Here is a 25182-nt window from a genome sequence, read left to right as displayed (position 1 = left end):
GTCAGGCTCGCTTCCAGTTGCCGAGCAGCGACTGGAGGGTGTCCTTGTCGAGGCCGGAGACCTCGGTGTCCGGAGCCGGCACGTCCGGAGCGGCTTCACGGCTGCGGGTGTCGTCGGCCTCGGCGCGCTCGCACGCCTCGGCCAGTTCGGCGACGGTGGGGTTCTCGAAAACCATCTGCGCGGTGACCCGCAGTCCCTTGGCACGGGCCCGGCTGGCGAGTTGGACGGAGATGATGCTGTCTCCGCCGAGGGCGAAGAAGCCGTCCTCGCGCCCGATGTCCGCCGCGCCGAGTACATCCGCGAAGAGCGCGGCAACGGCTTCCTCGGTGGCGCCGCGTGGGGGCTGCCGGGTGCCGGAGGTACGCAGGTCCGGCAGCGGCAGGGCGGGTCGGTTCAGCTTGCCGGAACCGGTCAGCGGCATGGCGTCCAGCACGGTGAGCACCGACGGGTGCAGGTAGACGGGCAGTTCCCGGGCCAGGTGTTCCCGGACGGAGGCGAGCGCCGCGTCCCGGTCGACGCTCCCGTCGGCCAGGGTGACGTACCCGGCCAGCAGGGTGGAGTCGTTCTCCCGGTGGGTGCGGGCGGCGGCCAGCGCCACCTCGGGCGCCAGGCGCAGAACGGCTTCGATCTCACCGAGTTCCAGCCGGATGCCGCGCAGCTTCACCTGGTGGTCGGTGCGGCCGTCGAAGAGCAGTCGGCCGTCCCGGCTCCAGCGGGCCCGGTCCCCGGTGCGGTACAGCAGGGTACCGGGGACGTCGCCGTGGGGGTCGGGCAGGAAGCGGGCCGCGGACAGGCCGGGACGCTTCCAGTAGCCGCGGGCCAGTTGGTGGCCCGCGGCGTACACCTCGCCGGGCACCCCGGGCGGGCAGAGGTTGAGGTGGCGGTCCAGGACCAGTACCCGGGCGCCGGCCACGGGGGTGCCCAGGTGCAGCCCGTGACGGTGCATCGGCCCCCGGACGACGCCGCCGCTCAGCTCGGTGGCCCCGTAGTTGTTGACGATCTCCGCGTCCGGTGCGACTGCTCGCAGCCGTCGCAGCAGCGTCGCCGTCATGGGCTCGCCGCTGCTGATCCAGCGGGGCACCGAGCGGACCGCCTCCGGGGAGACGCCGAGCAGCGCGTTGATGGCGGTGGGCACCGCGGTGACCTGCCCGATCGGGTTGTTCTCGATCAGGCCGGTCAGACTGCCCACGTCGCGGGCCTCGGCCTCGTCGGCGACGATCAGACGGGCCCCGGCGATCAGGCCGGCGAGGATCTCGCAGCCGCCGTCGTGGAAGCTCAGCCAGCCCTGGCAGAGCCGGACGTCGGGCTCTGCCGCGGGGTAGTGCACGGGCTGCCAGGTCAGCCGGGCGGCGTAGGCCCGCTGGGTGCCGATCACGCCCTTCGGTACGCCGGTGGACCCGGAGGTGTAGAGGAAATAGGAGATGTTCTCGCCCCGGGCACGGTGGGACACCTCCTCGGGCAGCCGTTCGTCGGACTGCGCGGCGAGTTCGGCCGTCGCCTCTGCGCCGTCCAGCGCAAACAGCGGCGCCGCACAGGTGTCGGGCAGGCCGGCCACGGCGTCGGAGCGCGTGAGCACGACGACGGGGGCGGCGTCGCCGATCATGTACTCCAGTCGTTCGGCCGGCAGCCGCAGGTCCAGCGGCAGATACGCGGCTCCGGTCTTCACGACCGCGAGCAGCGCGACCACCATGTCGACGGAGCGGGGTACGGCGATGGCGACGAAGCGGTCCGGTCCCGCGCCGCGCGCCAGCAGCAGCCGGGCGAGCCGGTCGCTGCGCCGGTGGAGTTCGGCGTAGCCGATGGTGCGGCCCGCGCACTCCACGGCGGTCCGCTCGGCGGCGCCGGGCAGGTCGAGTGCGGCCCTGGACCGCTCGATGAGCTCGGGCAGGGTCTCGGCCAGCTCGGGGGCTGCCTCGGGCCCGCGACTCCACTCACCCAGGATCAACCGCCGCTCTGCTTCGGTGACCAGTTCCAGGGTGTGCAGCCGACGTCCGGGCTCCCTGCCCATGGTGCGCAGCACCAGGCCGAGCCGGTCGACCATCTGCCGCACGGTGACCTCGTCGTAGAGGTCGCGTCGGTAGATCAGCTCTCCGGTCCAGCCGCCGGACTGCCCGCTGGGCTCGAAGTTGACGGAGAGGTCGTACTTGGCGGTGGCGGTGTGCTGCGGCAGGGAGCGCCAGCGCAGCCCGCCGGCCGCCCGGGTGAGGTCCTCCTCGTCCCGTAGCTGGACCAGTACCTGGAAGAGCGGGTTGACGCTCAGCGAACGCTCGGCCCCGGCGGCTTCGACCATCCGCTCGAAGGGCAGCTCGGAGTGGTGGTAGGCGTCCACGGCGCGTGCCCTGGCGCGGCGCACGATCTCCTCCAGGGTCGGGTCCCCGGTGAGGTCGTTGCGTACCACCAGCAGGTTGACGAAGAGTCCGACGGCCTCCGTCACCGCCTCGTCGGGCCGGTTGGCGACGGGGGTGCCGAGCGGCACGTCGTCGCCGACGCCGAGCTTGCACAGCAAGGTGGCGACGGCCGCCTGGAGCACGATGAACGGCGTCGCGCCCGTTGCCTCGGCGAGCCGTTCGACGCCCTGGCGGACGTCGGCGTCGAAGGAGAAGGTGACGACGCCGCCGGCCGGGTCGGGCCGGGCCGGGCGGGGACGGTCCGGAGTTGCGGCGGTGTCCTGCGGCAGATCGGCCAGGTAGCCGCGCCAGAACTCCGCCAGACGGTCGGCCGTGCCGTCCGCGGCGTCCAGCCGCTCCCGCTGCCACAGGGCGTAGTCGGCGTACTGGACGGGCAGCGGGGGCAGCACCGGGGAGCCGTCCCGGCCGCCGCCGCCCAGCCGGGCCGCGTACGCGCGGGTGAGGTCGTCGACGAGCAGGCGTGCCGACACCTCGTCGCACACGATGTGGTGGAGCAGCAGGGAGAGCACGTGGTGTTGCTCGGACACGCGGAACAGTGCTGCGCGCAGCGGCCGTTCGCGGGCGAGGTCGAAGGGGTGCGCGGCGGCCCCGGCGAGGGCGGACTCCAGGTCCTCGGGCCCCGTCCCGGTCACCGGCAGTTCGACGCGGTGGTCGTTCAGAACCTCCTGGCGGCCGACGCCTTCGTGGTCGGGGAAGACGGTGCGCAGGCTCTCGTGCCGGAGCAGCAGATCGCCGAGAGCGCCGCGCAGCGCTTCGGTGTCGAGAGGGCCGACGAGGTCCAGGGCGATGGGCACGTTGTAGGTGGTGCTGTCCGTCTCGACCCGGTCCACGAACCAGATGCGCTGCTGGGCGAAGGACAGGGGGACGCTCGCCGGGCGGTTCCGGGCGGTCAGCGGCAGGGCGGAGTCGTAGCCCCGATCGTCCGCGGCGCCGTCGCGGACCAGTCGGGCGAGCCCCGCGGGGGTGGAGCGGGTGAAGGCGTCGCGTACGGAGACGACGGTGCCGTACCCGCGGCGGATCCGCGACAGCAGACGGGTGAGCAGCAGCGAGTGGCCGCCCAGTTCGAAGAAGGAGGTGTCGGCACCGACCCGGCGTCCGCCGACCGTGGGCGCGCCGTCGCCCGTCGGTTGGCCGGCCGGTTCGCCGGCCGGTGCGAGGAGCTCGGCGAAGAGCGCGGCGATCTCGCGCTCCAGGACGTCGTCGAGGGGGCGGAAGGCGGCGGTCTCCTCGGGCGGAGCCTCCGGCAGTGCGCGGCGGTCGGTCTTGCCGGCCGGGGTCAGCGGCAGCTTCTCCAGAACGACGAAGGATCCGGGCACCATGTGGGCGGGGAGGGCGGCGGTCAGGCGGGCGCGCAGTGCCGGCAGGTCGATGTCCTGGTCTCCCGCCGGGGTGAGGTAGGCCACCAGCCCGGTTCCGGTCTCCGCCTGTTCGCGGGCGACGACGACGGCCTGCTCCACGCCGTCCTGGGCGCGCAGTGCCACCTCGATCTCGCCCGGTTCCACTCGGAAGCCGCGGATCTTGACCTGGTCGTCCGCCCGGCCGGCGAACTCCAGTTCACCGTCCGCGCCGAAGCGCGCCAAGTCCCCGGTGCGGTAGAGCCGACGGCCGGGGGTGAGCGGGCTGGGCACGAAGCGCTCGGCGGTGAGCGCCGGGCGGCCCAGGTAGCCGCGGGCCAGCGAACTGCCCTCGATGTAGAGCTCTCCCGTCTCGCCCGGCGGGGTGAGGCCGAGTGCGGAGTCCAGGAGCAGTGCGGTGTTTCCCCACTTGGGCCGCCCGATGGGGACCGTGCGATGCCCCTGCGGGCCCTCGACGCGGTAGCCGGTGACGGACTGAGTGGTCTCCGTGGGGCCGTAGTAGTTGCCGAGGGTGAGCCTGCCGCCGTTGCCGAACCGGGCGCGCACCCGGTCGGCCAGCTCGCCGGGCAGCGCCTCGCCGCCGACCGGCAGCCAGCGCAGCGAGGCCAGCGGCCGCTTCGGCGCCGCCGCCAGGTAGTTCAAGAAGGACGGCACGGCGTGGACGACGGTGGCCCGCAGCGCGGTCACCTCGTCGAAGAGCAGGTCGAGGTCGGCCTCGGCGCCCGCCCGGGGCACCAGTACTTCGCCGCCGACGCACAGCGGGCCCAGCAGCTCACCGAGGGAGACGTCGAAGGCGGGCGAGGCCAGCTGGAGCCAGCGGACCCTCTCGCCTTCGTCGTGGGTGTCCCGGAAGTGGCCGGTCAACCACTCCAGGTGGTCGCCGAGGGCGGCGTGGGAGACGCCCACTCCCTTGGGCGCTCCGGTCGAACCCGAGGTGTAGATGACGTACGCCAGGTTCTGCGGACGCAGCCGGCGCACCCGGTCGCGATCGGTCAGCTCGCCCAGACCCGAGAGCGGTTCCAGCTCCGCGTGCCAGGAGGGCGAGTCGACGACGGTCCGCGGGACCGTGTCGCCGGGTACCCGGTCGTCGGTGGCGGCGCTGGTGAACAGGTGGCGGGGGGCCGCCTCCGCCAGCAGGCGCGCCAGACGGTCGGGGGGGTGTGCCACGTCGAGGGGCAGCAGCGCCGCACCGGACTTCAGGACCCCGAGGGCGACCACGGCGCTGTCCGCGGTGCGTCCCAGTGCGCAGGCGACCAGGTCCTCGGGGCCGATGCCCCGGGCGGCGATCCAGCGGCCGACGGCGGCCGCGCGGTCGTTCAGCTCGCGGTAGGTCAGCGTGGACCCGGCCGTGCGCAGCGCGACCGCGGTCGGCTGGGCTGCGGCCTGCGCTTCGATCCGGTCCACCGCGGAGCGCCAGGGCCCGATGAACGCCGGGGAGGTTCCCCGGCCCAGAAGCAGTTCGCGTTCCTTCTCGGTGACCAGGGGGAGTTCGGTGAAGGAGGTTCCGGGGGCGCGCAGGGCTGCTCGCAGTACCCGGAGGGAGGTCTGTGCGAGGGAGTCGATCCGGCCGTCGGGGAAGGCGTCTTCGAGGTGCTCGAAGCGCAGCACCCAGCGGCCGTCCGGGGCGCGGCGGGCCATCACGGACAGGGGGACCTGTCCGATTCCGCCGCGCGCCGCACGGGCCTCGACCGCCACGCCGGGCAGTGCCAGGTGGACTCCGGCGTCCTCGATGCCGAAGCTGACGTCGATCGGCCGGGGCCGTCCGGCGGCGCCCAGCAGCCGTACCGCCTCGCTGTAGGGCAGGTCCTGGTGCTGGAGGGCGTCGGCGACGGTGTGTCCGGTGCGCTCCGCGAGCCCGCCCAGGCCGTGGCCGGCGGGGACGTCGAGGGGCAGCAGCACGACGTTGCCGAAGTAGCCGAGGGAGCGGGCGCACAGCTCGCTGTCCCGCTGCGTCACGGGGGTCGCGATCACGGCCCGCTCGTTGCCCGTGTGACGGCGCAGCCCCGCGGCGAAGGCGCTGAGCAGCACCGCGAAGGGGGTGGTGGAGCACTGTCGGGCAAGTTCCTCGACCGCCCCGGACAGGGACGCCTCCAGGGCTACTTCGTGGGAGCGGCAGACGCCGGTGTGGTCCTGGGTCACGGCGCTGCCGAGCCCGGTGGCCGGGTCCGCACCCGCCAGGGCCGCCGCCCAGTGCCGGCGCAGGGCGGGCAGCGCCGCCGAGCGCTCCAGCTCCATGGCGTGGGCGGCCTGCGCGTAGCGGACCGTCGGGGCGAGGGCGTGTCCCTGGTAGGCGGCGGCCAGGTCGTTGAAGAAGATCGCCCAGCAGGCGTCGTCCCAGGCGATGTGGTGGGCGACCAGCAACAGGGTGTGGTGTTCGGGGCCCTCGGCGTAGAGGGTCAGACGTACCGGGTGCGCGGCCTCCAGGTCGAAGGGGGTGCGCAGTTCGGCGGCGATCAGCGCGTCCAGGTCGCTGCCCCGGGTGTCGGTGACGGTCACCGGCAACGTGTCGGCCGTCAGGTCGGGGACGGCCAGCAGTTCGCCCGTGCCGGTCAGGGTGTAGCGGGTCCGCAGGATCTCGTGGTGGTCGGCGACCGTGCGGGCGGCGGCGGTCAGGGCGGGGACGTCGACGGGCCCGCGCAGGGTGAGGGCGGTGCCCACGTTGAGTGCAGCACCGGTGGCGTCGGCAGCGTGCTGGAGCCACAGCCGTTGCTGCGCGGGGCTCGCCGGAGTCTCGGCCCCGGGTGCGAAGGCGACGGGTTCGGGTTCCGTGCCTCCTCCTGTCGCGCCGCCGCTCTCGGCCATGCGCTTGCGCAGCGCCGCGAGTCTGCGTCTGCGGTCGCGCTCCGCCGCAGCGGTGTCCGTCGCGCCCATCGTGCCTCTCCTCATCGCTCTTTCCCCCAGCAGTGGGGCATCCGTCCCGTCACCGCCCGTGTGCGGTCCCGCCGCCCGGCGGTCCGTCATGGGGCGCCGGTTCGCGCCCCATGACGCCCGTGTCCCCTAGGACCAGGAGTTCAACGAGAAGCGTTCGCTCAGCGTGCGGGCGCCGATGGCGTAGTCACGCAGTTCCCTGGCGTTGCGCACCAGCAGGTCGTCCCCGGAGGACTCGGCGATCGAGCGGAGCCAGCCGTAGGTCTCCTCGGCGGGTACGTCGTAGCGGAAGTGCACCTTGGAGAGGAGGAAGAGGAATTCCTTGAAGTTGGAGCGGTCCACCACCTCGCCGAGCTTCAGGATCGCCTCCCGCCGCTCGGCGGGGAGTTGGGGACGCTCGATGATCCGGGGTTCGGCACCGGGCCGGTGGTAGGACTTGTCGCGGAAGACGTCCGCCTCCTCGTACGGACCGTCGAAGGCGAAGTCGACGCAGAGCATCTGTCTGCTGTCCGCCGAGAAGTTGGCGGCGGCGTGCACCGCCCCGGCGTCCAGGAACCAGATCTCTCCGGGGCGCATGTTGAGCACGGTGTCGTCCTCGGAGTGCAGTGCGGCGGAGTTGGGCTCCAGGAACATCAGCACCCGGAAGTACTGCTCGGCGTCCCGCTCCAGCTCCACGAAGTCCCGGTGGGGGATCACCACCGCGTCCACCAGGTTGCGGGTGCGGACCATGGTGATCCGGTCGGTGTCGAAGACGTTCTCCACCAGTTCCCGCAGGTAGCCGGCCTGCTTGCCGTGCTCGGTGAGTTGGGCGGGCGAGGAGATGTCCCGGTACAGGTCGTCCCCGGAGTCACCACTGGCGTTCCACAGCGGGATGTTCTTCCAGTACCCGTTGCTGAACTCGTCGTAGCCCTCCTCCCCACGAGGCACGGAGGCGAGGTAGGCGAGGTCCGGGGCGAGCCGGCGGTCGTCGAGTTCTATCTGTCCGAGGATGTGCGATCGCACGTGGAGAACACCCTTTCTGGCACGGGTTGGTGGCCGCGCGGGGCGGACGGGGACCGTCTGCCCTCGGTCAGCGCTGTGGTCGCGCGTTCGGATGGCGGCGCCTGACATCACGGACTGGGGTCCGGCCGACCCTCCGTGCAGAACGGCACGGGCACCCGTAGGGGCCGTGCCGGGGGGAGACGTGGCGCAGGAGCACGTGTTTTCCCCCGGCCAACTCATCATTTTGAGACGTTGAGTTGACTGAGCAGGACGCTAAACGACCGGTCGATACTTTGGCAAGCCTTACCTAAGTTGATCATTCTCTGGGTGAACGTCCCACCACTGGCACAACCTCAGAAACAAGGGGGCGTAGCGCCACTCGTCCGCCCTCGCCGAGGACATCGACACCCCTGGGAGCGGCCGTACGTGATCTTCGCCTCACGGGGGCACACTTGCCTCCGCCTCTTCCCGTACTGCAAAATCCCCGGCAGCCGCCTCACGACGTCCGGCCCCGTCCTGAGCGGCCTGTTCACGTGGTCCCGAGCTCCGCTCGCGCCACGCGTACCGCAGGGCGGACAGAACGCAGCCGGCGGACCGGCAGCCGCAGACGTCCCGCGCAGGAGCCCCGCACCTCGGACACCCGCCCCCCTTGGAGCCACTCCTGTGAATGCCACCGCCCCCGTGCTGCCCCGCTACGCCACCGACGGGCTGCCCGCCTCCTGGCTCGCCGTCCCACCGCCGCCCACCGGCTTCCACCGCGGCGAACTGCACTTCCGTGACGCCCGCACGGACAACGGCGACATCGAGATGATCTGCGAGTGGATGAACCGGCCGCACACCGCCAAGGGCTGGGAGTACGACTGGCCGCTGGAGCGCTGGGACGCCCACATCAAGGCCCAGTTGCGCACCGGCTACTCACGGCCCATCGTCGTCGAACAGCACGGGCGCCCCATCGCCTACATGGAGTTCTACCGGATGGCCCAGGACATCGTCGGCCACCACTACCAGGCTCGACCGCACGACCTCAGCGTCCACCTGGCCATCGCCGACCCGGCCGACACCGGCCGGGGCCTGGGGTCCCGGATCATCGGTGAGATCACCGAGGAGTTCCTGGACCGGGACCGTGCCTGTGACGCCGTGGTGTTCGAACCCGACGCGGCCAACTCCGCCTCCCGCAAGATGATCGAGAACAACGGCGCCTCGCTGCTGGGCGAGGTGCAGGTGCGCCACCGTCACATCGCGCTGTACGCACGGGTCCGCGACGGGCGACCGCTGCCCCGGATCGGACGGCCCGTCTGGGCGGCGTCGGCCGACACCGCCGCCGGCTGAAACGGCGCGCCGCACCGAGGAGTTCGCACGCGGCCCACCTCGTCCCACCGGCGGGGGTGGGCCTCGTGCGGGATCGGCATGTCTCCCGAACTCGCGACCGTACGGAAGCGTTCTCGCCCGTGCCCCAGACCCGTACCGGCGGGGCGCCGCCGGCGGCAGGGGCCGGGCGCTCCGTCAGCCGTCCTGTTCCGCACGGCGGCTGAGCGGGATCACCAGAGGGCAACCGGTCTCCTCGTCGTGCCGGACCCGGGCGTGCAGCCCGAAGACCTCCGCCAGCATCTCCTCGGTGAGCACGTCCCGTGGTGCCCCCTGCGCGACGATGCGCCCGTCTTTCATCGCCACCAGGCGATCCGCGTAGCGGGCCGCCAGCGTCAGATCGTGCAGCACCAGCACCACGGTGCGCCCGATGTCCCGGTGCAGCGTCCGCACCAGGTCCAAAACCTCCACCTGGTGCGCCAGATCCAGGTGGTTGGTGGGTTCGTCCAGCAGCAGCAGTTCGGTGTCCTGGGCGAGCGCCATGGTGATCCAGGCCCGTTGCCGCTGCCCGCCCGAGAGTTCGTCGAGGTCCCGCTCCGCCAGCTCGTAGATGCCGGTGGCCCGCATCGCCCGGACCACGACCGCCTCGTCCTCGCTGGTCCAGCGCCGGTACCAGCTCTGGTGAGGATGGCGACCCCTGGCGACCAGGTCGGCGACGCTGATTCCTTCGGGCGCCACGGGGGACTGCGGCAACAGGCCGACCAAGTGCGCGACCTGACGGGTCGGCATCCGGTGAATCGGGGTGCCGTCCAGCAGCACCTCGCCGGCGCGTGGCTTCATCAGCCGCCCGAAGGCCCGGAGCAGAGTGGACTTGCCGCAGCCGTTGGGGCCGATGACCGCGGTGAACGAGCCGTCCGGGATCTCCAGGTCGAGCCCCTCGATCACCGGGCGCTGCGCATAGCCCAAGGTGAGACCCCGTGCACGCAGCCGCACCGGAGCAAGATCCGCTCCGGCCGCTTTCCGCCCCCGCGACGCGGACACCTCCGCCGCCTTGCCCAGTTTGATGGTCCCGGTCATGAGGTACGTGCCTTTCCGCTTCGGACGAGCAGGTAGAGCAGGTAGGGCGCGCCGAGCGCGGCCGTCACGACACCGACCGGCAGCTGTAGATCGCCGAAGGCGGTACGGCCCAGCACATCGGCCCACACCGTCACGGCCGCCCCCAACAGGCCGGAGGCGAGCAGCGGCGGCGTACCGGTGCGGGCCAACCGCAGGGCCAGCTGTGGTGCGGCCAGCGCGACGAAGGCGACCGGCCCGGCCGCCGCGGTCGCGGTGGCGGTGAGGAGTACGGCGATGAGCAGCAGGGCCACCCGGGCTCCGGTCATGCGCACCCCGAGGCCCCGCGCGGTGTCCTCGTCGTAGACGAGGGCCCCGAAGGTGAAGGAGAGCAGCAGAGCGACGGGCACCAGCGCGGCCAGTACCAAGGAGGTGGTTCGCACGACGGACCAACTGGTGGCCTGGTCGAGGCTGCCGTTGAGCCAGACCAGCGCCCGGCCGACGTCCACGATGTCGGCCTTCACCAGCAGCCAGGAAAGCACGCTGCCGAGGACCGCGTTCACGCCGACGCCGACCAGCAGCACCCGGTAGCCGGAGATTCCCCGCCGCACCGCGAGCAGGTAGACGACCAGGGCGGCGGCCAGAGCGCCGCCCACGGCAGCGGTGGGAACGCCGATGTCGGCCAGCGGGCCGCTGACACTGCCGTAGGAACCGCCCAGGACGATCACGGTGACGGCGCCTACCCCGGCCCCGCTGGTGATCCCGAGGATGTCGGGGCTGGCCAGTGGGTTGCGCGCGATGCCTTGGATGATCGCTCCTGCCAGTCCGAGCGCGCCGCCCACCAGGACGCCGATCAGAGCACGCGGCAGGCGCAGTTCGAAGATGACGAAGTCGTGGTCCGGGGTTCCGCCGCCCAGCAGCCGCAGGGCCACCTCCCAGGCGGAGAGGGAACTGCTGCCCCGGGCGGTGCTCACGACGACGGCCGCGCAGAGGACTGCGGCGATCAGTAGCGGCACCAGGACCTGCCGGGGGCGCCAACCGAAGGAGAGCGGACCGACGCGCAGCGGTCGGCGGCCGAGAACGGTCGGCCGACGACCGGACCGGGGGCCGTTCTGCTCGGCACCGACGACGGTTTCCGCGGGCGCCGAGGAACGCGGTCCGGGCGCCATGGGGAGGGTCACGGCCCCACCGGCTTTCGGCGGCTCACCAGGTAGATGAAGACAGGCGCGCCGATCAACGCGAGCATGATGCCGACCTGGAGCTCCCCGGGGCGGGCGACCAGACGGCCGAGGGTGTCGGCGAGAACCACCAGGGAGGCACCGATGAGACCTGAGTAGACGAGGATCCAACGGTAGTCGGGCCCGGTGAAGTACCGCGCGATGTGCGTGGAGACCAGCCCGGCGAAGCCGATCGGCCCGCAGACGGCGACCGCGGTGCCGGTCAGCACGGTGATGGCCGCCATGCCGACCGCCCGGGTGAGCCCCACCCGCAGGCCCAGCGACCGGGCCACGTCCTCCCCCAGTGACAGGGCGTTCAGCCCGCCGGCGTTGGCGGCGGCCAGCACCAGCCCCACCAGGACGAAGGGGAGCATCTGCACGACGAGTTCCACCGGGCGGCCGGAGAGGGTGCCCACCGTCCAGAACCGGTAGACCTCCAGGGCCTGCCGGTCGATCAGCACGATGCCCGCGGTGAGTGCCGTGAAGAGGGCGTGCGCGGCGGCGCCCGCCAGCGCCAGGGTGACAGGGGTGGCGCCGCCCCGAGCGAGCCGCCCCACCGCGTGGACCAGCAGGCTGGCCACGGCGGCACCGAGGAATCCGAACCACACGTAGCCGTGGAGGCCGGAGATGCCCAGCAGGAAGACGGCGGCGACCACGCACATCCCGGCTCCCGCACTGATGCCCAGAACCACCGGATCGGCGATGGGGTTGCGGGTGTGCCCCTGCATCAGCGCGCCGGCCACCCCCAACGCGGCGCCGGCCACGAGCCCGAGCCAGGTGCGCGGCAGGCGCAGATCCCGGACGATGATGTCCGCCTCCAGGCCCTGCGGACTCCACAGTCCGTGCCAGACCTGGCCTGGGGTGAGCGGCTTGGACCCCAGGGCGATGGAGAGCAGCACGGCCAGCGCCACCACTCCCAGCAGCACCAGAAGTCCGGCCCAGCGGCGTTTGCCGCCGGCTCCTGTCAGCCGCTGCCGCGCCGGTCGAACCTCCAGGGGGGCTCGGAGCGCGGAGCGCGCTTCGATCACGATCTCCTCCACCGCACACAATGATCAACTTAGGTGAGCCTACCCTTATGTTGCCTGGTTCGGAAGAGGTGACCCCATCTGACGCGGGAGGAGGGTCTGTCCGATTCCCCCCGACCTCCGCGCGCATGGCCGAAGCGTCGTACGCGTGGGCGCAAGCGTCCTCCGCCGCCGCAAACGACGCCGAGTGGGAAGCGTTCGGCCACTACGCCGAGCTCTACGGCCAAGAAGCCCAGGCCATGCTCCAGGTCAAGGGCGGTCGTTGCTGCCCGTTCCACCGCGCCAGCAGATTCGGCCGCCCAAAGGTAGAGAGGCCACGGTGTGGCGGGCGTCAGCGCGGCCATCCGCGTCGTCCTCAAGGCGGGCAGTGCGCATCGTTCGCATGCCGGCCCGCTGTTGCGGATGTGGTGCTTCTGGCCCGTCTATTCCGAGCGCGGAGCGGCTGGGTTGCGTGTCAGGTTGAAGGTGAGGCTGGAGAAGTTCTGGCCTTGGACGACCTGGCCGTTGGGAACGTGGCCGCTGACGCTGTTGTGGATGGTGCTGACTGACGCGGGCTTCGCCTGTTGCTGCTGCCATTCTTCGAGCAGCGTGCGGAATTCGGAGTCCAGCGCCGCCCGTACCCCGATGGCGGTGGCTAGCGCCTGGGCGCGCAGCGGGTCGGCGGGGTTGTCCTCCAACGCGGCGACTTCCCGTTCGCCGGAGCTGATCTGCGGAGTGCCGTCGTCGACCGTCCCCTCATCCGATCCTCGCTGGAACGGGCGTCGGACCAGCGCGGCAAGGCCCTGCCACGTCTGACGCCCGGCCTCGCCTCCGAGTCCACCGGCCAGTGCGGCGAGGGTCGCTGCGGTGATGGGGTCCATACTCGGTCTCCCTCGGTCGACATCGGTTGTTCCACCTTAGGTCGGCTGCGCGGAGTGATGCAGTGGTTCAAGGGCTTCGTCGCACTGCGCGTCGATCGTGGCGGTTCCGGCCGATGTGCTGGTGCCGTCGTGGGGTGGGGGAAGCGCCTACTGTTGGCGCATGGTTGACGAGACGCGGAACAGTTTGGACGGTCGCGCGGAGACGGTCGTCCAAGCAGGACGCATCGGGGAGTTGCACCAGCATCTCTACGGGGCGGAAGTGCCTCCCCGGCCTGTGCCCTGCGAACTGCCGCCCGCGCCAGGATGGTTCGAGAACCGGCAGGACGAGCAGGTGCGCATCGCCCGAGCGGTCGAAGAACACCGCGCTCAGCGGGGGCCGCTGGTGGTTGCGCTGACCGGGATCGGCGGGATCGGCAAGTCGGCGTTGGGCTTCCACGTGGCACGCAGCCTGCTGGACCGGTATCCCGATGGGGCGCTCTACGTCGATTTGGACGAGGCGCGCCGGGGCGGCGTCGTCGACGTCGCCGACGCGGTCGGCGAACTGCTGGGCGCCTTGGACGTGCCGTCGGAATGGCGGGAGAGGTCCCTCGGCGGTCGTACGAAGCAGCTCTGGCGGCTGACCCAGGGCAAACGGATCGTCGTGGTCGTCGACAACGCCCGCTACGGCACCGAGGTCATCCCGCTGCTCCCGGCCTCCGACCACGCCCTCGTGATCGTCACCAGCCAGGGCGTCCTGTACGACCTCGCCGGCACCGCCGCGGTCGAGGTGCCGGTGGGCCCCCTGGCCGTGGACGACGCCGTACGACTGCTCGGGCACCTGGTGACCGATCCGCGGCTGACCCAGGAGCCCGACGCGGTGGTCGACCTGGCACGGGGCTGCGGCGGACTGCCGGCCGCACTCCAAGTCGCCGGGCAATGGGTGCGCAAGTACCGCAGGCGCAGTCTGTCCCGGCTCGTCGCGGAACTCGTCGCGGAGCTGCACGGGAAGGGGATTCCCATGGTCGAAGCGGTCTGGGACGCGGCGTACGAGGCCCTGGCCCCGGAGGCGGCGCGACTGTACCGCCTGCTGCCACAGCTACCCGACCCACGGGTCCGGGAGCTGACCGCCGCGGTGCTGCTCGGATGCGAGCCCGTCACGGCGGGCGACGCCCTCGAAGAGCTGGAGTCCGCGGGATTGCTGGAGCCCCTGGCCGACGGCTGGCGCATGCACGGCCTCCTGCGGGGGCACGCCGAACGCCGTGGGCGACAGGAGGACCCGGACGGGTCGGAACGGGCGCGGGCACGCCGTGCGTCGATCGCGTGGTACCGGCGCCAGGCCGCCCGCGCGGACCTGCTGGCGGCCGGCTCGCGGATGACCTTCGCGCAGATCCCGGAGCGGGTGAACGCCCTGGTGCCCGACGTGGAGTTCGCCGGAAAGCCGGAAGCCCTTGGATGGCTGGAAACCCACCGGCTGGCCCTGTGCGGATACGTCCGACTGTCCTTCGACGACGGGCTGTACGAGGACGCGTGGGCGCTGTGCGAACCGCTGTGGACGCACTTCCTGGACCACCAGCACTACGCCGACATCACGGACGCCTTCCGGACGGCGGTGGCAGCAGCCGACCGTGCGGAGCATCTGCCGGCGATGGTGCGCATGCGGTGCCAACTGGCCCGTCCGCTGTGGGAGCAGGGCCGCTACGAGGAGGCCGCCGAGCAGCTTCGCCACGCCCTCAGTGCCGCCGCGGCCCTCGGGCGGTCGACCGCGGAGCGCAAACTGGCCGCTTCGACGGTTGAATTCCGGGGCCTGCTCAAGGCTGAGACCGGCGACTGGGCCGGGGCCGGGGCCGACTTCGAAGCGTCGAAGGCGATCCACACGGACATCGGCAACGCGTACGGAGTGCTGCTCCAGACCTATCTGCTGGGGAAGACCGCCCTACGGAGCGGTCGGCACCAGGAGGCCGTTGCCCTCCTCGACGAAGCGCACCGGATGGCGGAGGACCAGCAGCGGGAGCGCATCACGGCACGGTCGGGCTTCGAACTGGGCCGTGCACTGCGGCTGGCGGGACGACCTGACGAGGCCCACCCCTTGGTCAGCGCGGCGCTCGACGCCGCCCGGGCCCGGGGCTCGCGCACCGACGAGGTCCGGGTCCTGAAGGAGTTGGCGGGTCTCGCGGAAGACCGCGGCGACGCCTCCGACGGCCAGGAGTTCCGTACGGCTGCGGACCGCATCGCGAGCCGGTACGGGGCCGGTTCGGGCGATCAGAGCTCGTAGTTGAGGTCGTCCGTGTCCACCGGTGTCAGGTGCACGCGTACGGTGACCGGCCCCGTGTCGCACAGCAGCGACGCGGGCAACGTAGGAGCCGGGCCCCGGCCCAGCCACGCGTGCACGGCCGACGCCACGGCGACCGGGTCCGCGTAGGAGACGCGGCCCCCGGCGCGGTGGGGCTCCAGTCGCAGGCTGAGCAGCCCGGCCGTCCGGTGCCGCAGCAGGCAACGCCGGGTGGTGAGGACCGCGACCGCGGTCCGGCACAGCGGTGCTTCCGCCAGCGCGTGCGCGGTCCAGCCGTCCGCCGTCCACGTGCTCGACCGCGGGCGGACGGCTGCGTCGGCGGCACGACGCCACAGCACGGCCGCGCTCTGCACCTCGCGCTGCTCGGCGACGGAATGCTCGGCCGCCACGTGGTGGACGTGCTCACGCGTGTGCACCGGGAAGCGCTCGACGACGATCCGCCCGCCCGACACCTCCGCCCGCACCGCGAAGGCCGACGGCCGGCGTGGCACGGTCGTGGGGCGGGGCAGCGGTTGGGCCCTGACCGGCCCGGTCGGCGGGGCGAGCCCGATGAGGCGGTAGAGGTGGTGCCGCAGTCGTGCGAGTGCCTGCCCTCGGTGGGCGAACGCGAGGGCGACGGGCTCACGGGTGTCCACCGCCCGGGCGGCCGAAAGGACGCCGGGGAGTTCGGAGGGCGTCGACAGTCGGGGCGAGGCGGCCAACAGCCGTGCCATCGGGCTGTCGGGTATCAACTCGTTGCCGCCGTCGTACGCGGCGACGACCGGGCGACCGAGGGCCGCGGCGTACAGGGCCGTGGAGCCGTGATCCGTGACCACGGCATCGGCCGCGACCAAGAGCGCGGCCCACTCCTCGTACGGGTGGGCGAGGACGAGGCCCGCCGCCAGCGCCGGGGCGAGTTGCCGGGAGAGGTCGAAGCGTCCCGTCTCGCTGTGACCGTTGGGGTGCAGGACGAGGGCACACTGGAACGAGTCGTACGGCAGCGACTCGCAGAGTTCTGCGGGCAGTTCGGGACGCCGGGCGAACAGCGACTCGGGCCCCCAGGTGGACGTCACGACGACGAGCCTGCGGGGCCCGGTCGCCAACGCATCGCGGAAGTCATCGCGACGCGAAACCGACACCAGCAGTCGGTCCAGCGTGGGGTCACCGACCACCGCGGCACGCTGCGCGGCGTCGGCGCTCCCGCACGCGAGGCGGGACACCTGCTCCTCGTGTGCCAAGGCGTGTAGTGCGGCCCAGGGTTTGCCGTCGCTGAGGAGGTAGTGGGTGTCGAGGCCCGAGGGGACGCCGGCTGACCCGTCGTCAGCGATCGTCTTGTTGAAGCCGGCGCCGTGCGGCAGCAGCGCCCGAGGGCCTGACAACTGCCAGAGTTCTCCCTTCGGGCTCGCCGCCAGGAGCAGGTCGTGCTCACCTCGGAGGGCCTCTTCCCAGGGCAGGGTCCGGGCACCCGACCGTTCCAGGGCGGCCAGCGCGTCGACATCGAAGCGCGAGCCTGGTACCAGCGTGAACCGGGTGACGACGCGACTGTCCCCGTCGAAGGCTGGCAGCACGTCGAGGAGCCGGTGCAGAGCCCCTGCGGAACGCACGGCAACGAGCACGACCCGCTGCCCGCTGCCCGCTGCCCGCTGCCCGCTGCCCGCTGCCCGCTGCCCGCTGCCCGTGAAATCGTCCAGTGTACTCGAAGGGGATATTTCGCGTGTTGCGGGTGATTCGGAATTGCGGTCACGGTTCCGGTGCGGCATGCGCCTGATCGTAGTGGCGACGGAATGCGATCCTCCGCGCCCGGTGCCCAGCACGGTGACCATGGTCGGCGGGGATCTTGAACAGCCTCCCTGGCCAGGCCGAAGGGCAACGGGTCCAAGCGGGCGTCGTTCACCGCGGGATCACCTTCAGCCACCACCAGGCGAACCACGCCGACCAGCGGAACCGGCGCCGGAGGCGTCCCCCGGTCGCCGCCCCGACCAGGTGTCGGGACCGCCGCGCGGGTTTGTGAACCGTCGGCGCGCCCTCGCCGAGTTGGACGACTTCATCGGATCCGACGGCGCTACCACCGGTGACGTCACCGGCTGTCCGATCGGCGTCTCCAGAGAGGCGGCGAGGTCCGTCCGTTCGGCCAGCCGGGTGCCGTCCCAGGCGAATCGGATCTCCTCCACGACCGTGCCGGCCCCGTCGTGGCGCTGCTTGGCAACCCGCCGGCCCAGCGGTTCGTATCGGTAGCTCCACCGGACGCCGTCCGGCGTGGTGCAGGCGACGAGCCGGCCTCGGCGTCCCAGGCGTACCGCCAGACGTCGGGCTTGCGCGACAGCCGCTTCTTGCGGCGCTCCACGACCCGGCCCGCGGCGTCGTGGACGACGGTGACGGAGCCGGCGGATGTCAGGAGGGAGCCGTCGTAGGTCCGTTGCTTGGTCAGATGCGCATCCCCGAGCTACCGAGAGGCCCTGTCTTCATGCGCGTACAACGGGAAGATCACCCTGCTGAGAGGCCTGTTCGACCCACACGTTCCATGATCGGTTGAGATACGGCTTCTGGCCGAGTACACCCGGCAGAACTCCTGATTCGAGAGGTTCGACCGGTCAGGTGCGGATCTGTCGGCGGACGGCGTCGGCGATGGGCTCGGCGCCTTGGACGAGTTCGAGGATCTGTCGGCGGATCTGTGGGGTGTGGACGAGTTCGGCGAGGGTGGCTGCTACGTCGTCGCGGGTGATGTCGGTGTGGATCAGGGCGGGGGAGAGGCTGATCCGGCCGGTGCCCGGTTCGTCGGTGAGTGCGGCGGGGCGCAGGATGGTCCAGCCGAGGTCGGTGGCGGCCAGTTCGGCGTCTGCCTTCTTCTTGACGTCGATGTAGTGCTCGAAGGTGTCGGACACGTCGCGGCCGCGCCAGGCTTCGGGGAAGACGGAGACGAGCAGCAGGCGGTGGATGCCGGCGCGGCGGGCTGCCTCGATGGTGGTGGTCAGGCCGGTGCCGTCGATGGCGGTGGTGCCTGCGGTGCCGCCTTCGCCGCCGGCTCCTGCGGCGAAGACCAGGACGTCGGTGCCGTGGAGGAGGTCGGCGAGGGCGGTTGCGTCGAGGCGGGACAGGTCGCCGTGGGTGGCGTGGATGCCCTCGGCGGCGAGGCGTTCGCCCTGTTCCGGGCGGCGGTAGAGCCCGTCGACCTGGTCACCGGCGGCGGTCAGCAGACGGGCCAGACGGCTCCCGACCCCGCCGGCGATGCCCACGATGAAGACCTTCATTGGTGTCACTCTCCTTGATCGGGTGCCGGCCGGGCTGGCCTTGTAGGGGGTGGGCTTCTTCGTCTCTGGTGGGATGACGGTGCTTGTGCGGGTGTGCCCCGCGGGCCGTTGGGCTGGTGCCGGTGGGTCCGCGGGGCAGGTGGCTTGTGGGTGGGTCATGCGCGGGCGTCGTCGACCTGGTTGACGAGGGTGAGGAGGGTGAGGAGGGCGTCGGCGGCGGGGCCGGAGGAGGCGGGGCTCTGGCCGGTGATGAGGAGGCCGTCGATGACGACGTAGGGCTGCCAGTTGTCGGTCTTGGCGTAGTCGGCGCCGAGCTTCTTGAGTTCGTCCTCGACGAGGAAGGGGACGATGTCGGTGAGGCCGACGGCGGCTTCCTCGCCGTTGGTGAAGCCGGTGACCTTCCGGCCGCGGACGAGGGGGGTGCCGTCGGGGTTGGTGGCGTGGCGCAGAGTGCCGGGGGCGTGGCAGACCAGGGCGAGGGGCTTGCCCGCGCGCAGGACGGTCTCGATGAGGCGGGTGGAGGTGGGGTCTTCGGCCAGGTCCCACAGGGGGCCGTGGCCGCCGGGGTAGAAGACGGTGTCGAAGTCGTCGGCGGAGACGGAGTCGAGTCGGACGGTGTGGGCGAGGTCGGCCATGGCGTCGGGGTCGGCCTCGAAGCGGCGGGTCTCGTCGGTCTGGAAGGTGGGTTCGTTGCTCTTGGGGTCCAGGGGCGGTCGGCCGCCCTTGGGGGAGGCGAGGACGACTTCGGCGCCGGCGTCCTTGAAGCGGTAGTAGGGGGCGGCGAGTTCCTCCAGCCAGAAGCCGGTCTTGCGGCCGGTGGTGCCGAGTTCGTCGTGCGAGGTGAGAACGATGAGGACCTTCATGGTGTGCACTTCCCCTGAGTAGACCGGTCGACTCGGGCGGGATGGGAGAAACGACCGGTGTCCGGGCGGATCTTCGGGGTCGAGGCGTGACCGGGTTCTGAGTTCTGTGTTCTACAGGTGCAGCAGCTGACGGGTGACGACCGTCGCAGTGTCCAGTGGGCCGATGTCGCGGTGGATCTTGACCATGATGCTCGCTCCGAGCCACATGTCGTAGAGGGCCTGTGCGGTGTCACGGGCGGAGGTGTCGGTCGTGAGCGATCCGTCCTTCAGGCCGGCGGAGATCGTCCGTTCCAGGCGGTCGGTGACGGCGGTGGTGCCTTCCTTCAGGGCGATCCGCATCGCCTCCGAGAGGTCGGCGACCTCTGCGCCGAGCTTGACGGCCAGGCACTTGCCCTGGCATTCGTCGAGGCTCTGTGTCTCGTGCCAGTTCTGCCAGTAGTTCATCAGCCGTTCCGCCGAGGTCAGGCCCGGCTGGGCGAGGATGCGGTCCATGTCGGCCAGGTAGTCGGCGAAGTAGGCTCGTATCATCGCCTCGCCGAAGGCGTCCTTGGAGCCGAAGAAGTGGTAGAACGACCCCTTCGGAACCCCGGCCGCGGTGAGGACTTCGTTGATACCCACCGCGGAGAACCCCTTGCGGGCCATGATCCGCTGGGCGGTGTCGAGAATGCTGCGGCGAGTGTCGCCCTGAATGGCTCCCATGTGCGCTACTCTACCGCCCATTAGACCAGTCGTCTCTGAGGGGTCGTGCGGCCACCGCACCGTCCCGGGCGTCACCGGCCGAGGAAGTCGAGGAGGATCTCGTTGACCTCGGCGGTGTGGGTGGTGAGCAGTCCGTGCGGCGCGCCGTCGATCTCGACGTACTCGGCGGTGGGCAGGGCCTTGGCGAAGCGGCGTCCGGTGGCGTCGACGGGCAGGGTGCGGTCGCCGGTGCCGTGCACGATCAGGGCGGGGACGTCGATCTTGGGGATGTCGGCGCGGAAGTCGGTGGGCCAGGTCAGCGGTGCGGCGGCGGAGGCGATCGGGCCCGCGCCGGCCGCCACGTTCCAGGAGTTGCGCACGGCCTCCTCGCTCACCCGGGTGCCCAGGTTCTCGTCGAGGTTGTAGAAGTCGGCGTAGAAGCCGGTGAAGAAGGCGTAGCGGTCCTTCTGTACCGCCTCGGAGACGCCCTCGAAGAAGGAGGGCGGGGCGGCGCCGTCGGGATTGTCGTCGGTGATCGCCAGGTACGGCTCCAGTGACGCGAGGAACACGGCCTTGGCGACCCGGTCGGAGCCGTGGACGGACAGATAGCGGGCGACCTCGCCGGTGCCCATCGAGAAGCCGACCAGGACCGCGTCGCGCAGGTCAAGGGTCTCCATGACGGTGTTCAGGTCGGCGGCGAACGTGTCGTAGTCGTAACCGGTGGAGGGCTGGCTGGACTTGCCGAAGCCGCGCCGGTCGTAGGTGACGACCCGGTGGCCGGCCGCCAGCAGGGCCGGGACCTGGCCCTCCCAGGAGTTGCCGTCCAGCGGGTAGCCGTGGATGAGGACGACCGGCTGCCCGGTCCCCTTGTCCTCGTAGTGCAGTTCGATGTCGGTGCTGTTCTCCGTGCCGACCTTGATGCGTCCCATGATGCCTTCCCCTTCCGGGAATCCGGTGCCTGTCGCGTTCCGGCATCCAGAACTATACGACCGGTCTACTCGGCTCGCAACCCCCTCTGCCCCGGCGCCCCTTGTCGTGCAGGTGCGGCTCCGGCAAGTAGGGGAGGGGTGTTACGCGGGCCAGGCCCGGGTCGCGTAACGGGCCGCGTCCAGGAGGTGGGCACCGCCGCGCCGCGGAGATGGGGCTGATCCCGCACGAGGACCGAAGGCGCACCATGGCCGTGTCGCAGTACACCTTGCGAGCCCTGTACGTTGAGCAAGGTAGCCTCTGCCAACTCCGCGACACCCCCGCGGACTTCGACGACGAGGCCTTCCAACGGGACGCCAGGTGGCCGCGTGAGGAACTTCCCTTCCGTCCCTCGGACTTCATCCGGGACCCGGGGCGGCAGTAGGACCGGCCCGCACCCTCTGCGGAGGAGCCGTCCGCCGTATGTGAAAGGAACTTCAACGTGCCTACTGTCTTCTCTCGCATCATCGCCGGGGAGCTGCCCGGACGCTTTGTCTGGCAGGATCCCGAGGTCACCGCGTTCCTCACCGTCGCCCCCTTGCGGCCCGGCCACACCCTCGTCGTCCCCCGTCGCGAGATCGACCGGTGGACCGATGCCGACGGCGCGCTTCTGGCGCGGTGCATGGAGGTAGCCCAGGCCGTTGGGCAAGGGGTGCAGCGGGCCTGGGACGCACCGCGGGCCGGCCTCGTCGTCGCGGGCTTCGAGGTGCCGCACCTGCACATCCATGTCGCCCCCGTCTGGGACATGTCCGACTTCGATTTCAGCAAGGCCAAGCCGGAGGAGGACCAGTCCGCACTGGACGACGCCGCGGTGAAACTGCGTGCCGCCCTGCTCGAACTCGGTTATGAACAGGCCCGGGACACCGACCGCGGCTGAGTACTCCAAGGAGACGCTGAACATGAGCAGCCACCCTGAACAGGCCGATGCCGCCGCGACCCCGACCGTGACCGCGCATCGGCTCGCCCTCGCCGACCACCTGGACGACGGTGCCACGTTCGACTACATCGTGTGCGGCGCCGGTTCGTCAGGTTCCGTTCTCGCGGGCAGGCTCGCGGCCGATCCGGACGTCACGGTACTGCTCGTCGAGAGCGGCGGCAGTGACGACGACGAGCGTGTCCGCGATCCCGACCTGTGGCCGGCCAACCTCGGCAGCGAGCGGACCTGGGACCACGTCACGGAGCCGAACCACCATCTGAACGGGCGCCGACTCGCCTACGCCACCGGCCGTGGGCTGGGCGGGGGAGGTGCCGTCAACGCGGGTGTGTGGGCCCGAGGCCACCGCACCGACTGGGACTCCTACGCCGAGGCCACGGGCGATCCCACGTGGGGCTACGTGCGCGTGCTGGAGCACTACCGCGGTATCGAGGACTGGCAGGGCACGCCCGACCCCGAGCGCCGGGGCACCGGCGGGCCGATGCGGATACGGCCGTCGCAGGACGTGCATCCGCTCTTCACCGCCTTCCTCGACGGCGCCGAGGCCACCGGCATCCCCCGATTCGACAGCGCCAACGGCGTTCTTATGGAGGCGAACTCCGGTTGTGCCGTGCGGGACGAGAACATCCACGACGGCGTGCGGCAGACCCCCTTCCGCCGCTACGTCGCCGACCGTGTGGGGCAGCCGAACCTGACGGTACTGCCGCACACGACGGTCTCCCGCGTCCTGGTCGCCGCAGGCCGGGCCCGCGGCGTCGAGATCGTGCGCGACGGCAGGCCGCTGCACGTCAACGCGGTGCAGGAGGTGGTGCTGTCGCTGGGCGCGCTGAGCACCCCGGCCGTGCTGATGCGGTCCGGGATCGGGGACGAACGCGAACTGCGGGACCTGGGCATCCCGGTGGTCCAGCACCTGCCCGGCGTCGGCCGCAACCTCGACGACCACATACGCCTGCCCTGCATGTGGGAAGCGACGGACGTACCGCTGCCGGTGCCCACACGCAGCCAGGCCGTCTGCTTCTGGGAAGACGAAACACGGCCGAACGCACCGGAGTTCGTCATGTATGTTTCGCCGGCGCCGTCCGTCTCCCTTGAGAGCGCGGCGCAGTACCCGCCGCCGGAGCGCTGCTTCACCCTGATGCCTGCCATGCGCCCGCGCGACGGCAGCCGAGGCCGGGTCCGCCTGGCGAGCACGGACCCGATGGCCGGACCGCGTATCGAGACGAACTTCCTCGCCGACCCCGACGACGTGCGCTCGGCCCTGTCCGCCGTCGCCATGGCCCGGGAGATCGGCAACTCCGCGGCGCTGCGCCCGTTCGTCGAGCGGGAGGTGTCCCCGGCGTCGTCGGTGACGGACACGGTGGAGGAGTTCGTGCGAAACGCAGTGGAGACCTTCTGGCACCAGTGCGGTACGTCCCGGATGGGACGGGACGAGGGAGCCGTCGTGGACGAGAGGCTCAAGGTGTACGGCATCGAGGGCCTCCGCGTCGCCGACGCCTCGGTGCTGCCCCATGTGACGGTCGCCAACACCATGGCCCCTTCCATCGTGGTCGGCGAGCGGGCAGCCGAGATCCTCGCGGCCGAGCGGGGCCGATGAAGAGGCCGGTCCCCTGGACGGGCTGATCGGGCGGCGTCGTCGCGGGCGCCGCGGCCATGCTCCGCCTCGACGCGGGCCGCCACCCGGAGAAGCGGCCCTGAGCGTCAAAAGCAACGCTCAGTAACGGATATCCGCCGGTCAGCACGGCGGCAGACCGCGATCAACGAGCGTCAAATCAGCGTCAAGATATCGCCTGTAACGCCCACAACGCACATTGGTAAAACTGCAGGTCAGGAGCGCTTTTCCGCCGGTTCCAGGATCGCCACGCACTCCACGTGGTGCGTCATCGGAAACAGGTCGAACGCCCGCAGCGTACGCGTGCGGTAGCCCGACTCCTGGAAGTACTTGAGGTCGCGCGCCAGGGCCGCCGGGTCGCAGGCCACGTAGGCGATGCGGCGGGCGGAGAGGGACGCGAGGTGGCGGACCGTCTGCTTGCCAGCGCCGGCGCGCGGGGGGTCGAGGACGATCAGGTCCGTCTCGGTGATGCGGGTGCGGGTCAGGACCTGGTCGACCTTGCCGTGTTCGACGCGGACGCGCGGCAGGTCCTGGAGGTTGTGGCGGGCGTCTTCGGCCGCGCGCTTGGAGGACTCGATGCCGAGCACCGCGCCCTGCTCGCCCACGCGTTCGGCGATCGCGCCGGCGAAGAGGCCGACGCCGCAGTACAGGTCGAGCGCCGTCTCGCCCTTGCGCGGCATCAGGCCCTGCATCACGGCCTTCACCAGGGTGTCCGCGGCCTGCGGGTGGACCTGCCAGAAGCCGCCGCCTCCGACGCGGTAGGTGCGGCCGTCCGCGCGTTCGCGGACGAAGGCGCGGCCGTGGACGCGGTGGACCGAGCCGTCGCGCTCGTCCACGCGCAGGACCGAGACCGGCTTGTCCAGCTCCACGAGGGGGAGTCGGCCGCCGGGGCGCGGGGTGAGGACCACCTGGCGGTCGTGGGAGCCGGTCGCCGCGATCGCCTCGACCGTCGCCAGTTGCGGCCACTCGCGCTTCTCGACGCCGAGTTCGCTGACGCCCGGCGCGGCGATCATGCAGTGGTCCACCCGCTCCACGTCGTGGGAGCGGTGCCGGCGCAGGCCCGCGTGGCCGTCGGCGTCGACGGCGTACTGCACGCGGGTGCGCCACGCGGGCACCTCGCCCGCCGGCAGCTTGTCGCCGGGCGCCGGTACGACGGTGCCGTCCCAGCCCGCCTCCTCGGGGCTCAGCCCCGCGAGCCGGTGCAGCTGCTCCGCGATCACCTCGCCCTTGAGGCGGCGCTGGGCGCCGGGCTTGACGTGCTGCCAGTCGCAGCCGCCGCACTTGCCGGGGCCGGAGAGGGGACAGGGCGCCTCGATCCGGTCCTTGGCCGCCTCGACGATGCGTACGGCGTCCGCCCGCAGATAGCGGGAGTCCTCGTCACCCTCGGTGACCTTGGCGATCACCTTCTCGCCGGGGAGGGTGTGCCGGACGAAGAGGACCCGGCCCTCGTCGGTGCGGGCGATGCAGTGGCCGCCGTGGGCGACGGGTCCCACCTCGACCTCGTACTCCTCGCCGATCAGCGAGACGGGAGAGGCGTCGGACGCGTGCGGCATGACCAGTGGCT

General features: G+C 71.6%; 16 protein-coding genes and 1 pseudogene. 4 read left to right on the top strand and 13 right to left on the bottom strand.

Annotated features, from left to right (window positions below):
• Position 1 precedes the first annotated feature (1 nt).
• Positions 2-6634, bottom strand: coding sequence for an amino acid adenylation domain-containing protein (locus tag AB0E05_RS28055; protein WP_361968408.1), 6633 nt, complete (start codon positions 6632-6634; stop codon positions 2-4).
• Between the two features lie 126 nt (positions 6635-6760).
• Positions 6761-7633 (bottom strand): aspartyl/asparaginyl beta-hydroxylase domain-containing protein, encoded by an 873-nt coding sequence (locus AB0E05_RS28050; RefSeq protein WP_361968406.1) that lies wholly within the window; start codon positions 7631-7633, stop codon positions 6761-6763.
• Positions 7634-8275: 642 nt separating this feature from the next.
• Between AB0E05_RS28050 and AB0E05_RS28045 the strand changes: the two genes are divergently transcribed.
• Entirely contained in the window at positions 8276-8941 is a 666-nt protein-coding gene (locus AB0E05_RS28045) for a GNAT family N-acetyltransferase (protein WP_361968404.1), read from the top strand.
• Between the two features lie 174 nt (positions 8942-9115).
• On the opposite strand, the gene AB0E05_RS28040 is transcribed toward AB0E05_RS28045, so the two are convergent.
• The 4 genes from AB0E05_RS28040 to AB0E05_RS28025 all read right to left on the bottom strand — a co-directional run bounded on the left by AB0E05_RS28040 (position 9116) and on the right by AB0E05_RS28025 (position 13072).
• On the bottom strand, positions 9116-9994 hold the full coding sequence (locus AB0E05_RS28040; RefSeq protein WP_361968402.1) for an ABC transporter ATP-binding protein: 879 nt from the start codon (positions 9992-9994) through the stop codon (positions 9116-9118).
• Positions 9991-11151, bottom strand: coding sequence for an iron chelate uptake ABC transporter family permease subunit (locus AB0E05_RS28035; RefSeq protein ID WP_361968400.1), 1161 nt, complete (start codon positions 11149-11151; stop codon positions 9991-9993). The genes AB0E05_RS28040 and AB0E05_RS28035 overlap by 4 nt, the downstream gene beginning before the upstream one ends.
• Entirely contained in the window at positions 11148-12227 is a 1080-nt protein-coding gene (locus tag AB0E05_RS28030) for an iron ABC transporter permease (RefSeq protein ID WP_361968398.1), read from the bottom strand. The genes AB0E05_RS28035 and AB0E05_RS28030 overlap by 4 nt, the downstream gene beginning before the upstream one ends.
• Before the next feature lie 407 nt (positions 12228-12634).
• On the bottom strand, positions 12635-13072 hold the full coding sequence (locus tag AB0E05_RS28025) for a hypothetical protein (RefSeq protein ID WP_361968396.1): 438 nt from the start codon (positions 13070-13072) through the stop codon (positions 12635-12637).
• A 160-nt stretch (positions 13073-13232) separates the two neighbouring features.
• Here AB0E05_RS28025 and AB0E05_RS28020 point away from each other — a divergent pair, with 160 nt between their 5' ends.
• Positions 13233-15323, top strand: a complete 2091-nt coding sequence (locus AB0E05_RS28020) for an NB-ARC domain-containing protein (protein ID WP_361968394.1) — start codon at positions 13233-13235, stop codon at positions 15321-15323.
• On the opposite strand, the gene AB0E05_RS28015 is transcribed toward AB0E05_RS28020, so the two are convergent.
• The 6 genes and pseudogenes from AB0E05_RS28015 to AB0E05_RS27990 form a co-directional block, all read right to left on the bottom strand.
• Positions 15311-16924: a translation initiation factor 2 gene (locus tag AB0E05_RS28015; protein ID WP_361968392.1), complete on the bottom strand. Its 1614-nt coding sequence runs from the start codon at positions 16922-16924 to the stop codon at positions 15311-15313. The genes AB0E05_RS28020 and AB0E05_RS28015 overlap by 13 nt on opposite strands.
• 516 nt (positions 16925-17440) lie before the next feature.
• A pseudogene (locus AB0E05_RS28010) lies at positions 17441-17739 on the bottom strand (RHS repeat domain-containing protein); the annotation flags it as partial.
• A 172-nt stretch (positions 17740-17911) separates the two neighbouring features.
• Positions 17912-18568: an NAD(P)-binding oxidoreductase gene (locus AB0E05_RS28005; protein ID WP_361968390.1), complete on the bottom strand. Its 657-nt coding sequence runs from the start codon at positions 18566-18568 to the stop codon at positions 17912-17914.
• Positions 18569-18723: 155 nt separating this feature from the next.
• Positions 18724-19431 (bottom strand): type 1 glutamine amidotransferase domain-containing protein, encoded by a 708-nt coding sequence (locus AB0E05_RS28000; RefSeq protein ID WP_361968493.1) that lies wholly within the window; start codon positions 19429-19431, stop codon positions 18724-18726.
• A 111-nt stretch (positions 19432-19542) separates the two neighbouring features.
• Positions 19543-20130 carry a TetR/AcrR family transcriptional regulator gene (locus tag AB0E05_RS27995; protein ID WP_361968388.1) on the bottom strand — a complete coding sequence of 196 codons (588 nt, stop codon included), beginning with the start codon at positions 20128-20130 and terminating at the stop codon, positions 19543-19545.
• A gap of 71 nt (positions 20131-20201) precedes the next feature.
• Positions 20202-21038, bottom strand: coding sequence for an alpha/beta hydrolase (locus AB0E05_RS27990; RefSeq protein WP_361968386.1), 837 nt, complete (start codon positions 21036-21038; stop codon positions 20202-20204).
• 479 nt (positions 21039-21517) lie between these two features.
• On the opposite strand from AB0E05_RS27990, the gene AB0E05_RS27985 reads away from it, so the two are divergent.
• Together AB0E05_RS27985 and AB0E05_RS27980 are read left to right on the top strand one after the other, a co-directional pair.
• Entirely contained in the window at positions 21518-21952 is a 435-nt protein-coding gene (locus AB0E05_RS27985) for an HIT family protein (protein ID WP_361968384.1), read from the top strand.
• 22 nt (positions 21953-21974) lie between these two features.
• Positions 21975-23603: a GMC family oxidoreductase N-terminal domain-containing protein gene (locus AB0E05_RS27980; RefSeq protein ID WP_361968382.1), complete on the top strand. Its 1629-nt coding sequence runs from the start codon at positions 21975-21977 to the stop codon at positions 23601-23603.
• 230 nt (positions 23604-23833) lie between these two features.
• On the opposite strand, the gene AB0E05_RS27975 is transcribed toward AB0E05_RS27980, so the two are convergent.
• A complete protein-coding gene (locus AB0E05_RS27975) occupies positions 23834-25171 on the bottom strand; it encodes a TRAM domain-containing protein (protein ID WP_361968380.1) in 1338 nt (445 codons plus the stop codon).
• Positions 25172-25182: the final 11 nt, after the last annotated feature.

Source organism: Streptomyces sp. NPDC048057, from assembly GCF_040653095.1.
Lineage (GTDB): Bacteria > Actinomycetota > Actinomycetes > Streptomycetales > Streptomycetaceae > Streptomyces.
This window is presented reverse-complemented; position numbering and strand designations above follow the sequence as displayed.

Coding starts and splice junctions, on each gene's coding strand:
- AB0E05_RS28055 (WP_361968408.1), bottom strand. CDS start 6,634: ATGGGCGCGACGGACACCGCTGCGGCGGAGCGCGACCGCAGACGCAGA.
- AB0E05_RS28040 (WP_361968402.1), bottom strand. CDS start 9,994: ATGACCGGGACCATCAAACTGGGCAAGGCGGCGGAGGTGTCCGCGTCG.
- AB0E05_RS28025 (WP_361968396.1), bottom strand. CDS start 13,072: ATGGACCCCATCACCGCAGCGACCCTCGCCGCACTGGCCGGTGGACTC.
- AB0E05_RS28020 (WP_361968394.1), top strand. CDS start 13,233: ATGGTTGACGAGACGCGGAACAGTTTGGACGGTCGCGCGGAGACGGTC.
- AB0E05_RS28005 (WP_361968390.1), bottom strand. CDS start 18,568: ATGAAGGTCTTCATCGTGGGCATCGCCGGCGGGGTCGGGAGCCGTCTG.
- AB0E05_RS28000 (WP_361968493.1), bottom strand. CDS start 19,431: ATGAAGGTCCTCATCGTTCTCACCTCGCACGACGAACTCGGCACCACC.
- AB0E05_RS27995 (WP_361968388.1), bottom strand. CDS start 20,130: ATGGGAGCCATTCAGGGCGACACTCGCCGCAGCATTCTCGACACCGCC.
- AB0E05_RS27990 (WP_361968386.1), bottom strand. CDS start 21,038: ATGGGACGCATCAAGGTCGGCACGGAGAACAGCACCGACATCGAACTG.
- AB0E05_RS27980 (WP_361968382.1), top strand. CDS start 21,975: ATGAGCAGCCACCCTGAACAGGCCGATGCCGCCGCGACCCCGACCGTG.
- AB0E05_RS27975 (WP_361968380.1), bottom strand. CDS start 25,171: ATGCCGCACGCGTCCGACGCCTCTCCCGTCTCGCTGATCGGCGAGGAG.